The sequence below is a fragment of the Clostridium aminobutyricum genome (assembly GCF_017255415.1).
GTDB lineage: Bacteria > Bacillota > Clostridia > Peptostreptococcales > Anaerovoracaceae > Aminipila > Aminipila aminobutyrica.
In genome coordinates, this window is the sequence record NZ_JAFJZZ010000002.1 from 389,341 (window position 1) to 402,540 (window position 13,200).

11 protein-coding genes are annotated in these 13,200 nt (G+C 36.5%); all 11 read right to left on the reverse strand.

Annotation, left to right across the window (positions count from 1 at the left end):
- Positions 1-619 precede the first annotated feature (619 nt).
- The 11 genes from JYB65_RS08095 to jag all read right to left on the reverse strand — a co-directional run bounded on the left by JYB65_RS08095 (position 620) and on the right by jag (position 13,200).
- The gene (locus tag JYB65_RS08095) at positions 620-1,831 is read right to left on the reverse strand and encodes an ABC transporter permease (RefSeq protein ID WP_206582140.1); all 1,212 of its coding nucleotides are present in this window, start codon (positions 1,829-1,831) and stop codon (positions 620-622) included.
- The gene (locus tag JYB65_RS08100) at positions 1,822-2,604 is read right to left on the reverse strand and encodes an ABC transporter ATP-binding protein (protein WP_206582141.1); all 783 of its coding nucleotides are present in this window, start codon (positions 2,602-2,604) and stop codon (positions 1,822-1,824) included. The genes JYB65_RS08095 and JYB65_RS08100 overlap by 10 nt, the downstream gene beginning before the upstream one ends.
- 17 nt (positions 2,605-2,621) lie before the next feature.
- On the reverse strand, positions 2,622-3,710 hold the full coding sequence (locus JYB65_RS08105; RefSeq protein ID WP_206582142.1) for an efflux RND transporter periplasmic adaptor subunit: 1,089 nt from the start codon (positions 3,708-3,710) through the stop codon (positions 2,622-2,624).
- 631 nt (positions 3,711-4,341) lie between these two features.
- Positions 4,342-4,620, reverse strand: a complete 279-nt coding sequence (locus JYB65_RS08110) for a DUF1294 domain-containing protein (protein ID WP_206582143.1) — start codon at positions 4,618-4,620, stop codon at positions 4,342-4,344.
- 270 nt (positions 4,621-4,890) lie between these two features.
- The gene (locus tag JYB65_RS08115) at positions 4,891-5,814 is read right to left on the reverse strand and encodes a ParB/RepB/Spo0J family partition protein (RefSeq protein WP_206582144.1); all 924 of its coding nucleotides are present in this window, start codon (positions 5,812-5,814) and stop codon (positions 4,891-4,893) included.
- Positions 5,814-6,587, reverse strand: coding sequence for a ParA family protein (locus JYB65_RS08120; protein WP_206582145.1), 774 nt, complete (start codon positions 6,585-6,587; stop codon positions 5,814-5,816). Before JYB65_RS08120 ends, JYB65_RS08115 begins: the two co-directional genes overlap by 1 nt.
- 418 nt (positions 6,588-7,005) lie before the next feature.
- The gene (locus JYB65_RS08125) at positions 7,006-7,806 is read right to left on the reverse strand and encodes a ParB/RepB/Spo0J family partition protein (protein ID WP_206582146.1); all 801 of its coding nucleotides are present in this window, start codon (positions 7,804-7,806) and stop codon (positions 7,006-7,008) included.
- 141 nt (positions 7,807-7,947) lie between these two features.
- Entirely contained in the window at positions 7,948-8,658 is a 711-nt protein-coding gene (rsmG, locus tag JYB65_RS08130) for a 16S rRNA (guanine(527)-N(7))-methyltransferase RsmG (RefSeq protein ID WP_245156625.1), read from the reverse strand.
- Between the two features lie 69 nt (positions 8,659-8,727).
- A complete protein-coding gene (mnmG, locus tag JYB65_RS08135; protein WP_206582148.1) occupies positions 8,728-10,620 on the reverse strand; it encodes a tRNA uridine-5-carboxymethylaminomethyl(34) synthesis enzyme MnmG in 1,893 nt (630 codons plus the stop codon).
- Between the two features lie 153 nt (positions 10,621-10,773).
- Positions 10,774-12,210 (reverse strand): tRNA uridine-5-carboxymethylaminomethyl(34) synthesis GTPase MnmE, encoded by a 1,437-nt coding sequence (gene mnmE, locus JYB65_RS08140; protein ID WP_206582149.1) that lies wholly within the window; start codon positions 12,208-12,210, stop codon positions 10,774-10,776.
- Positions 12,211-12,357: 147 nt separating this feature from the next.
- On the reverse strand, positions 12,358-13,200 hold the full coding sequence (jag, locus tag JYB65_RS08145; RefSeq protein WP_206582150.1) for an RNA-binding cell elongation regulator Jag/EloR: 843 nt from the start codon (positions 13,198-13,200) through the stop codon (positions 12,358-12,360).

The window sequence follows — 13,200 nt, forward strand, 5'->3', positions numbered from 1 at the left end:
GAAATTGGATTGAAATAAAAATAAATCTGAACTTTTTGTATTATTTTTAGAACAATATATAATTTTTAAATTATTATTTTTGTCTGATTAATTTTGAAATTTTATATATTTTTTAAAAATCGAATGATTTTTAAGTAAACCAAATTGAGAATTTTTCATGTAGAATATTGATATAAAATTTAAATTTTAGAAGAATGGAAAAATAGAATCAAAAAAATTTAAAATTAAATTAAGATAAAGAATTTAAATAAAGAATTTATTTTTGAAAATAATTTTAATTTTGATAAATATTTTTTTTAGATTTTTAAAATTTTATATTGTTATAATTTTCCGGAATAATCTAGCATATGAAAAAATAAATTCTAAATTATTCTTTGGATTTTTATTATTAATTTTTTGAATCAACAAAATATAATTTTTGCAAAATCCTAAAATTCTATAACTTTATTTTTTAGCTTCTGAAGGTTTTTGCTCAAATAGGGGGAACAGGAATAAAATCCTTTATATCAAGAAAAAACGAGGCTCTAATTTGCTTTTTAAGACAAATTAGAGCCTCGTTGGTACTATGTGTCGTTTTTCCGATAAAACCCGTCGAAACCTCCATTTAGAAGGTCGTTTTTTATTCGAATCTCAGTGCTTCGATCGGGTCTAGTTTCGCTGCCTTCCTAGCAGGGAAAATTCCAAAGAAGATCCCTACGCAAGCTGAAAAGCTGACGGCCATCAAGATGACTATAGGGTTTATGACGATATCGATACCTGCGACCGTCATTCCTATAGTTGCTATACCAATTCCTAAACCTGTGCCTATGATACCGCCAATGACCGACAATATCATTGCCTCAATCAGGAATTGGGTTAAGATGTCGTTTGTCCGTGCTCCTAAGGATTTTCTTATGCCTATTTCCCTTGTACGTTCGGTTACCGACACCAGCATGATGTTCATGATTCCGATTCCTCCGACCAACAAAGAAATTGCTGCGATAGCACCTATCGCCAGGGATAGAATTCCTAGCACCTGATTAATAGAACTCAATTGCGATTGTGCCGACTCTGCGGTATAAAATTCAGGTTGTTTATCTTTGATTTTCACCATATAGTTTGCAAAAGCTTTTGCCTGTTCATCTTGATTTTTATTTTCATTTGCATAAATCTCGATATACGAGCTGCCTTCTCCCGGATGCATCAATGTGCTATACGGTGCATAGCAGGTATAACTTCCGCTATTGTTTAATTGACTGAAAATAGATTTTTTAACTTCATATACGCCAACAACGGTTAAATCTTTATTTTCGCCGAGTACTGTTACAGGTAAGGTTTCTCCTACCACGTTTTCTTTATTAAATAAATATCGTGCGGCCTCTACATCAATAATGATGCTGTCTCTTCTTCCGTCCACATCGGTTTTATTGACGAACCTTCCGTAAAGTAAATTGATACTCGTATTAAAGTTATTGTAGTTTGCTCCTACTCCGCTTATATTTAACTTCGCCTTTAATCTTCCGATTTTAGTTTCACTATTTGCCGAAGAAGTGGGTACGGCGTATCGAATATCTTCCGGAAATCGTTCTTTTAAAGCTTCCAGATCGTCTGTCGTAAACAGATCACTTTCATTTATGCCGCCATCCGTCATCTGCCAGTTGATCATCAAATACACGTAGGAGCTGAAGCCTTCAAACTCTTTACTTACCGCGCCTTTCGCACTGTCTCCTATGGAGGTGATGGCAATGACCGAGCTGATTCCAATGATGATTCCAAGCATCGTAAGAAAGGACCTCATTTTATTGACTCGTATTGCGGAAAGAGCCAGCTTAATATTTTCAATTAGCAGCATACTTCCACCTCCTCCGCTTTCCCTTGTACGTCATCGGTTTTATTTTCTTTCGCAGTCCTATTCTCTTTACTTTTTATTCCTTTTTCGGTTAATTGGTCGCTGACAATTTGACCGTCTTTAAAAGTGACAACCCGGTCTGTAAAGGCTGCAATATCCGGTTCGTGCGTTACGATGATAACGGTATTTCCATTTTCTCGATTCAGCTTTGTGAATAAGTCCATGATCTCAATAGAAGATCTGGAATCTAAGTTTCCTGTCGGCTCATCCGCCAGTATAATCGGCGGTTCATTTGCCAGCGATCTTGCAATGGCGACTCGTTGCCGTTGCCCTCCGGAAAGTTCATTCGGCATATGTTCATACCGATCGCCCAGCCCTACACTTTCTAAGAGAAATATAGCTCTTTTCCGTCTTTCCGCTGCACTTTTTTTACCATATACCATAGGAAGCTCCACATTTTTTAATGCACTGGTTCTGGGTATGAGATTGAATGACTGAAACACAAAACCGATTTTCTGATTTCTTATATAGGATAATTCATTATCTGTTTTATCGCTTATTGAGATATCTTCCAGGTAATACTGTCCTTCTGAAGGTCTATCCAGACACCCAAGAATGTTCATTAAAGTAGATTTGCCTGATCCTGAGGTTCCCATGATCGCGACAAATTCACCCTTTTCAATCACCAAATTGATGCCTCTTAAGGCCGTTACTTCAATGCTCCCATTTTTATAGGTCTTTATTAAGTCGCAGACCCTTATTACTTCATTGCTCATCGTCGGACCTTCTTTCTTTACTGTACCGCATCATTGCCGGAAACGGTTACAGGCATTCCATCGGTCAACGAATAGGTTGGTGCGAGAACAACTTGATCCCCGGGTTTCACCTTGTCAGAGATAATTTCTATATTGAAGTCTCCTTCAAGACCAGTTTTAACTTCTACCTTATGCAATACATTCTTTTTAATGACGAATACATAGGTTTTACCTGCTGATACATCTTCTAAAACGGCATCAATCGGAACGGATAAAGCATTTTCTTTCTTTTGTATCAATATATTTGCTTTTGCTGTAACACCGGCGATAAGATTGCTGTCTCCTTTCTCAATAGCGATTACAACAGGAATCACCATTTCAGTGCCGTCTTTTTTTTGTTCTCCTGACGGCGCGATTCTTGAAACCACACCTTTCACGGATTGATCACCAAGCATTTCCGCCGTAATGCCTACCTCTTGGCCTACTTTAATCTTACTGATATCGTATTCACTTATATTTACCTTTAGTTGAAGGTTCTTAAGATCCTCTATAATAAACATCGGCTCATTATTTTCCGTATCGTTTGCGTTGCTTCCCACCGTAACATTTACCCTGGTTACCGTACCGTTGATAGGACTTGTTATATTCTTTTTAGTCAAATCATAGGAGGACATCATCGCGGATGCAGATTCATAATCAGCCTTCGCTTTTAAGTACTCTTCTTGAGGTTTTGCCCCTTGCTCATATAAGGACTTTGCCAGATCATATTGTCTTTTTAACTCACTTAAGTCAATCTTCGCTTTGTTATATTGTTCCTGGGTACTCCCGTCGTCCAACAAGGCCAGCTGCTGGCCTTTTGATACAATATCCCCCTCTTTTACATATACGGCTTTTACTTCGGAACTTAACGTAGATTGAATCTGCGCCTTCTCCGTTCCTTCCACCGTTCCCTTTATAGATACTGCCTGCTCCAATGTCATCGTTTCTGCAGTGCTTGCAGATACAGGCGTTCCAATGGCCTTACTCGATTTAAAAGGTCCGATAACGACTCCAATGACAACAATTACAATAAATATTATGGCAGGAATCAATATCCACTTTTTCTTAAATTTTATTTTTTCTTTCATTGTTAATACCCCTTTTAAAATTTCCTTCTTATTTTTTTGATTTTATTAAGGTTTGATGATCGTTAAAAGCAAGATAAAACCCACAGATTTCATGCTTTTAACGTTTTAATTATACCGCAATTTTCGCCTTTCATTTATTAAATCTTTCTTAACAATCTACTGTGTCTTTTATAAATCGTCTATAAGCTTTATACTTTATGATTTAAATATCAACATTTATTTCCAAATTCATCCATTATTTAAGCATTTAAAGCGCTTACAAAAAACTTTTTAAGATAATTGTGGGATTTTTCAGAAAACACTTGCAATTTAAATTACAGGTGCTATAATAAAGTCATAAAACAGATACCAAACAAAATACTTTAACTTTATGATAGAATGTCCAAAGGTTGTTGGACAAGATTAGTTAGTATTCAATGTTTGTATCAAAGAGAAAGGGGTGAGTCCGCCAGAAATGCTAACCGAACAGAAATAGCGCCGCTTGTCAAACACCATGTTATGGGATGAGCGGCGCTATTTCTGTTTTTGAAGATCTTATTTAATCTTCTACGTTATCGCCTCAACTATTATAAAAAAAGCCTCTGCGAGGTGATTTTAGCCTCCAGTCACTCGCGCTTTTTATAATACCCCGTCATATCGCAAGCGATATTTTCTGCATAATAAAATAGAAGCATATAATATTAAGAATTACCGCTAACGGTAACAATACTTTAAACTTTGTTTTCTGAGTTTTATGCCTGAATACTTTAGATCCTGTTATGGTTCCTACTCCTCCCATTGCAAAGGCGGAAATAAGCAATACAGATTCTCTTATTCTCCATTTTTTATGCTCTGCTTTATACTTATCAACTCCCATCATGCTGAAGGTTATCACATTCCAAGCGATTAATATGATCTCAAAATATTTCATCCTATACCTCTTTTGAACTTTTCTTGAACCTCTTTCAAATAGTTTTGTTAAAATCTTTATTATATTTTTCTTTTCATTCTTTAAAGTTTTGATTCTTATTTTATAAATCTATTCTTTTCTATGTAAAACGATCCCCTGCTTATCTGTATTGATTGTTTCACGTGAAACATATTCGAATAAATGAGATGGAACAAAATAAATTAAAACAATATTCCCGCTAAAACAACAACATCGCATTCACAAATCAGTTGTAAATGCGATGGTATTAATTTATTCGGTTAAACCCCTTAAAAATTCAATCAATCGTTCGAGCTCTTCACGATTATAGTACTCAATTTCAATTTTGCCTTTGTTATTGCCGGAGAGTTTCAAATTCACTTTTGTTCCCATGATTTCTTTTAATTCTGCTTCCACCATTAAAATATCCGGTGCTTTTTCTCTTTTTTCCTTTTGTTTCTTAGTTTTCGGTTCAGAAATGCTGTTAATCAGCGATTCAACTTCACGAACAGACAATCCTTCCTCAGCCACCTTATCAGCAATAGCTATTCTTGTATCTTCATCCGCGATACCTGCGATAGCTCTGGCGTGTCCATTGGTTAGTTTACCCTCTATTACATAATTCCTTACCGGTATAGGCAATTTTAACAAACGAAGAGAATTTGTGATATAAGGCCTGCTTTTACCCACATTTTTTGATATCTGCTCTTGGCTCAAACCAAAACGTTCAACCATTTGCTGCAGGGCTTCTGCTTCTTCTATCGGATTTAAATCTTCACGCTGCATATTTTCTATAATAGAAATGACCATGTTCTCTTCTTCAGTCAATTCTTTCAATATACAAGGCACAACTTTTAAATTCGCTTTTCTTGCAGCACGCCATCTTCTTTCACCGGCGACGATTTCATAACCAACTTCAGCAGGTCGGATAACAATTGGCTGAATAACCCCATAGGTTTCGATGGAAGTCGCCAGTTCATCAATTTTTTCATCATCAAACCGTTTTCTTGGTTGATTAATATTCGGTTTGATATCATTAATGTCTAGATACAAGATGGTATTCTTCCGATCCTCCAAAGTATCTGAACTGTTCTTTTCTCTAGGCGTATTATCACTTATCTGTGAAGCATTAATCTCAACTGCACTAAAAAGTTCTTCCAGCCCTCTTCCCAGCCCTCTATTTTTTGGTGTCGCCATTATTCATTCGCCTCCAAATCAAGAAATTCTTCCGCAAATTCAAAATATGCAGCTGCACCGGCAGATTTTGGGTCATATTCTGTAATTGGCATTCCATAACTTGGTGCCTCAGCTAATCGAACATTTCTTGGGATAACAGTCGTATAAACCTTTTCTCTAAAATATTTCTTTACTTCTTCTACAACTTGGATAGATAGATTCGTTCTTCCATCAAACATACTTAAGATAACACCCTGTATCTGTAGAGATGGATTCAAGCTCTTTTTTACCAATTCTATGGTACTCATCAGCTGGCTTACTCCTTCCAGTGCATAAAATTCACACTGGATTGGAATCAAAACACTATCTACTGCAGTTAAAGAATTAATTGTCAATAATCCTAAGGATGGCGGACAATCAATAAAAATATAATCATAATTTGATTTAATCTTGTCGATCGCCTTTTTTAACCTTTTTTCTCTGCCTTCTAATTGAACCAATTCAATTTCTGCTCCTGCCAACTGTACACTGGCAGGAATGATATCCAGATTTTCTACATTCGTATGCATGATTGCTTCCTCAGGAGCAATTGTATCATCCACTAGAATTTCATATGTAGTTCTATCTAATCCCTTTTTTGCAATTCCTACGCCACTAGTAGTATTGCCTTGCGGATCAATATCCAGTATAAGGATTTTCTTACCTTTTAATGCTAAACATGCAGCCAGATTTATATTAGTAGTTGTTTTACCAACCCCGCCCTTCTGGTTAAATATTGCTATAGTTTTACTCAAAACATACCTCCATTTATATTAGATCTTCAACTCAAATGGTACAGAACCATTGTAGATTATAAGCTGGTTAAATTCATATTTAATTTTTAATGATAGTGAATTAATAGTTACTAATTCATTATATATCACAACTGAAAATATAACCACACTTTTTTATATGTTTCACGTGAAACATATGACTTTTTTATTATTTGTTTCAAATGCTTCTTCAAAAAATTCATAAATCATTACAAATAAATCTTACTTATAAATTATATACAATAATAACATTTAAAAGAACCACAAATAACAACATCTTGTGGATTAAATTCAGCACATAACAATAACTAGCTATTGCTTATATTATAAACAATAGCTAGTTAAAGGTTAAGGGATTATCACTTTTTACTTTTATTTACATAAATGGTTATATTATGTACTAAGAGACTTGATTACAATTGTTTCCTTTCGGTATAATGATTTTAATTTCATAAAATGCACCCAAATCTTCTTGGAAATACTTCGCATCACTTTCCGATTCTTTGATTTGGTTAAACGTTTTTCGAATGGTATTTAAATAAATCTTATGATTGATAAAACTGATCTTCTGTCCTTTACGTTTTTCTTCTGCATGTTTTTCTAACACATCACTGATTAATTTCTCACTCTGCTTGACATTTAGATTATTTAAAATAATTCGATCCAAGACTTTTTTTCTTAAATCATCGTCTTCTATTTTTAACAGAGCCCTTGCATGACGTTCCGTTAATTGATTTTCTACCAACGCATTTTGAATGTTCCGCGGTAAGCTCAATAGCCGAATCTTGTTAGAAATCGTAGATTGCTGCTTACCCACGCGCTTTGCGATTTCCACTTGTGACAATCCAAAATCATCCATCAACTTCTTATAAGCAATAGCTTCTTCCAAGTAGGATAAATTCTCACGCTGAACATTTTCTACAAGCGCAATTAAAGCAATATCTTTGGCATCGGCTTCTCTGATAATAGCCGGAATCTTTAAAAGTCCTGCTAATTTAGAAGCACGCAGACGACGTTCTCCCGCAATCAACAGATATTCTCCATCCTTACCCTTTTTAAGAATAATTGGCTGCAGAACACCATATTCCATAATAGAATCACGCAATTCTATTAGTTCTTCCTCTTTAAAAAATTTTCTCGGTTGTTCACTGTTAATGACAATCATATCAATTGGCACTTCAATATTCTTTCTACTAAACATTTAAGTATCTCCTCACAATCCTTATCCGGCGAGCACAATCATCAGGACTCGCAAGTATCACTCAATAATCTCTAGTTAAATAGTATCAGAAGCTTGTCCTTTTGCGGGCAGTAATAATAAACAAAAAACCCTCAAAATTCGCTATTTCAAGGGTTCTTTCGATGGGGTTCCCGCTTTTCTTGGAAATTTTGCGGGAGTATTTTTACATTTGCTGATAACCCGTATATGATGGTCTAAATCGAAATCATCTAATTTAACTTGACGTTCCTCCATTAATTTACCACCTAAGAGATGAATGGCTTTCTCTGCTTCTTTGATTTCTTCTTCTGCCTTGTTTCCTTTATACGCCAGAAAAGCTCCGCCTACTTTAATGAAAGGCAGACAATATTCAGATAAAGTGGCTAAATTGGCAACCGCACGGGAAACACAAATATCATATTTTTCCCGATACATTTTGCTTTTTCCCAGGTCTTCCGCACGTCCGTGCAGCGTTTTCACATTTTGGATATCCAAATCGCTGCAAATTTGATCAATAATCTTCAATCTCTTATTTAAAGAGTCCATCAATACAAATTTTTTCTCCGGATATACCAATGCAAGGGGTATTCCGGGAAATCCTGCACCTGTTCCTACATCAATAACGGTCTGCGCTTTTTTCATCTCAGGAAATGAATAACAAAGAACGGAATCGATAAAATGTTTTTTAATGAATTCTTCTCGCTCCGTGATCGCCGTAAGATTCACTTTCTCGTTCCACTCAAGCACCAATTGCATATATCTTTCAAATTTATCGATCATTTCCTCCGTATAAGGAATCGATAAAGTATCCAATGCTTTTTCTAATTGTTTCATATAATTCTCCATATTAATAAAGCCAAATCATTGAAATTTAAACATTATTGTTTATTAACAATATACTTTTTATGATTGCATCTTTCTGCTTCTTTTTATTTTTTCAAGATGTACCAAAAGAACGTTAATATCTGCCGGAGAAACGCCGGATATTCTGGATGCCTGTCCCACCGAAATCGGTTTAAACTGATTCAATTTCTGAATCGCTTCAATACGAAGACTGTCTACCTGTGAGTAATCAAAATCCGCATCCAATCTCTTATTCTCCAATTTTTTAAACCGCTCGATTTGCTGCAACTGCTTCGTGATATAGCCGGCATACTTCACTTGCACTTCCAACTGCGTAACCGAGTGCATGGATAATTTTTCAGTTCGTTCCAAATCAATCGGAGCCAAATTCTCATAGGTGATTTCCGGCCTTTTAAGCAAATCTGTCAAGGAAGCCCTGTTTTGTAAAGCAGAACTGTCAATACTTTCAAGGTATTTATTTACTTGATTCGGCATAACAATGGTGTTTTGAAGTCTTTCGAGTTCTTTATCTGCCGCCTCTTTCGTTTCTAAAAATTTTCGAAACCGTTCTTGACTAACTAGACCGATATCATACGCCCGCTGCGTTAAACGCAAATCAGCATTATCCTGCCGTAGTACCAATCGGTATTCTGCTCTCGAAGTCATGATTCGATAAGGTTCATTGGTTCCCTTTGTAACAAGATCATCAATCAGCACACCGATATAAGCTTCGGAACGATCCAATACGAAAGGCTGCTTCTCATCCACTTTAAGTGCCGCATTAATTCCGGCGATCAACCCTTGTGCTGCCGCTTCCTCGTAGCCGGAACTTCCGTTAAATTGACCGGCACAAAATAAATTTTCAATGGTTCTGTTTTCCAAACTTGTCTTCAAATTCAACGGATCAATACAGTCGTACTCAATCGCATAAGCAGGACGAACAATTTTCAAATGCTCCAATCCCGGAATTGTTTGATAAAAAGCTCGCTGGACATCTTCCGGCAAACTTGAAGACATTCCCTGGATATACATTTCCTCTGTAGAAAGACCTTCTGGTTCAATAAACAGCTGGTGCCTTTCCTTATCACTGAAACGATTCACTTTATCTTCAATAGAAGGACAATATCTTGGACCGATTCCCTCAATTTGTCCGCCGAACAGTGCAGATCGTGAAAAATTGTTTCGAATCACGGTATGGGTCTCTTCATTCGTATAGGTTAACCAGCAAGAAACCTGTTCCTTCTGTAAATCATCGTTCATAAAGGAAAATGGTACAATTTTTTCATCGCCCTTCTGCTCCTCCATTTTTGAAAAATCCAAACTACTTGCCAGCGCTCTCGCAGGAGTTCCTGTTTTAAAACGGCGAAGTTCCAATCCATGCTTTCTGAGATTGGCCGCAAGCTCCATAGATGGTGCCAGTCCATTTGGACCGCTGTCATAAGCCCATTCCCCAATAAAAATTTTACCTCTCAGAAAAGTACCGGTCGCCAATATCACTGCCGTTGCTTTATAGGCAGAACCTGTTTTCAGAATAACACCGCATGCTTTTCCGTCTTTCACAAAAATATCAACCACTTCTCCCTGCTTTAAATCAAGGTTCTCTTGTATTTCCATGGTTCGTTTCATCTCGGCGTGATACCGTTCTTTATCTGCTTGGGCTCGAAGAGAATGAACCGCCGGACCTTTTGCCGTATTCAGCATCTTGCTTTGAATAAATGTTTTATCGATATTCATTCCCATTTCTCCGCCGAGTGCATCAATTTCCCGGACCAAATGACCTTTTCCGGTTCCTCCGATAGAAGGATTGCATGCCATCATAGCCACGGCTTCTAAGTTCATAGAAAATACAAGGGTTTTCTTTCCCATTCTAGCAGAAGCAAGAGCTGCTTCACAGCCGGCATGTCCCGCACCGATTACAATAACATCATATTCATCCATGATAAAATAGTTCATCTCACTACCTCTTTATAACGCCTAAGTAGAAAAATTTCGACTATAGAAATTTTTCTTACCTCTGTGCGTTTCAACGAGGCGGGGGATATGCCCACCGCCTTTAAAATTAAATTGCACCCCCACCTAAAGAGGTGGCGGAATCTTTTGTCCTCGTTATTTTCCGAGACAAAATCGTGCAAAAACTTCATCTATAATACTTTCACTGACCGTTTCTCCGATGATTTCCCCGAGAAATTCCCAGCTTCGTTTCACATCAATTTCAATAAATTCAAGAGCTTCCCTGCGATCCACCATTTCTATCGCATCGTCAATAGCCGATTTAGCAGAAGTAAGTAAATTCTTATGTCGGACATTCGTTATGAAAATATTGCCGGACTGCTTCACTTCACCGTTATAAACTAAGCTCTCTATCTCATCTTCAATTTCTTTGATTCCTATATCTTCTTTAATTGCTGTTTTTATAATAATCGCATTTGCCAAACGTCTCTGAATGTCTTCTTCATCAATAACCTGCGCCACATCGATCTTATTGATTAAAACGAGTACTTTTCTTTTTCCGATAATATCGATAATATGGTCATCTTCTTCCGATAAAGGTTTGCTTCCGTCTAAAATTAAAATAATCAAATCCGCATGATTGAAACTTTCTTTACTCTTTTCAATGCCGATTTTTTCTACGATATCTTCCGTTTCACGGATGCCCGCCGTATCAATCAATTTCACCGGAATAGCTCGAATGGTCATATCTTCAACAATGGTATCACGAGTCGTTCCCGGAATCTCCGTCACGATTGCGCGTGACTCCTTAAGCAGCGCATTCATCAAAGAGGATTTTCCCACATTTGGTTTTCCTATAATCGCCACTTGAAGACCTTCCTTAATAATTCTTCCTGTATCGGCTGTAGCAATTAATTTTCCAATCATATCGTTTATCTGCGATAGGTTATTTATTAAGTTTTCATACGTTATTATTTCTATATCTTCATCCGGATAATCTAAATTAACCGTGATATTCACCAAGACATCCATCAGGTTATTTCTTATGGTTGTAATTTCTTTCGTCAGACTTCCATCCAGCTGACCCAACGCTACATCGAAACATTTATCACTTTTTGCTTTGATTAGATCGATAACTGCTTCGGCTTGAGATAAATCCAACCGTCCATTTAAAAAAGCTCTCTTTGTAAATTCACCCGGTTCTGCTAAACGGGCCCCTATCCTTAAAACCAATTCCAGTATTTTCCTTAAAGATACAATACTGCCATGGCAATAGATTTCTACAATATCTTCCGTCGTATAGGTGTAAGGTGCTTTCATATAGACAGTCAGTACTTCATCAATCATTTGATTGGTTAACGGATCTATGATATTTCCATAAGTTAATCGTCTATTAACAATGGACTCTCCTATAGCCATTCCAACAGATTCCGGTAAAAAAATGCCTTCTTTATTATTCTGCTTTTTACTCTTTTTTTTAATCGGCAAAAAAACCTTATCTAAAATTTCCAAGGATTTTTCTCCGCTTATTCTTATGATCCCGATTCCGCCTTCTCCATAAGCTGTCGCAACCGCTGCTATCGTTTCATCCATATTTTTCTCCTCTCATTGATTTTATCAATTCAAAGGGCACCTTTTCATAATTACACATTTTAACAGAGTATTAGAAAAGAAGATAGCCCTTTCGGGCTACCTTCATCAATCATTTTAAATAATAAATATTTCCATGAAAAACACTTACTATTTCATTTCAATTATAACCCTTCTATACGGTTCTTCACCCTCACTTCTTGTCGTGATTTTAGGGTTGCTTTGAAGAGTCGCATGGATGATCTTTCTTTCATACGGATTCATCGGTTCAAGACGCACACTCTTCCTTGTCCGAACAACTTTTTCAGCTAATCTGCCTGCAAGCTGTTCTAAGGTTTTCTCTCGTTTCGCTCTATAATTTTCAGCATCCACAACAACTCGTTTATATTTTTCATCATCTTTATTCACTACCAAACGTGTTAAATACTGAATGGCATCTAAGGTTTGCCCTCTTTTACCGATTACAGTGCCGGAGTCCTTACCGTTAATGTCAATATAGATACTATTTTCATTTTCTTCAGCTGTAACAGTGACATTCAATCCCATCTTTTCTGTTACTTCTTTTAAGAAATCTAAAGCGGGAGATTCGGTAACAGGAACTAAATCTTCCGGTCTTTCGGCCTTCATACTTTCCAGACTTTCAAAATTTCTGCTGCTGGACTTCGGTTCCTTCGATTCCTTCGGTTCTTTAAATTCCTTTTTTTCTTTTTTTGCAAATTCTTTTTTAGGCTGTTCTTTATAAGCGCTGCCATTTTTAGAATCTACGATTGGAGTTTCTTTTACAGGTTCTTTTTGTTTGATCTTCTCTGCAGGTTTTTCGATGTCCTTTTGAATAACCTTTACTTTTGCCAGTTTAGATCCTATACCAAAAAAACCTTTTGAAGATTCTTCCAATACAATTACTTCAACTTGATCTATCGTCAATTTTAAATCAATGAGGGCAAGTCGGACGGCTTCGTCCACATCTTTTCCCCATTTTTCTGCGTAATTCAT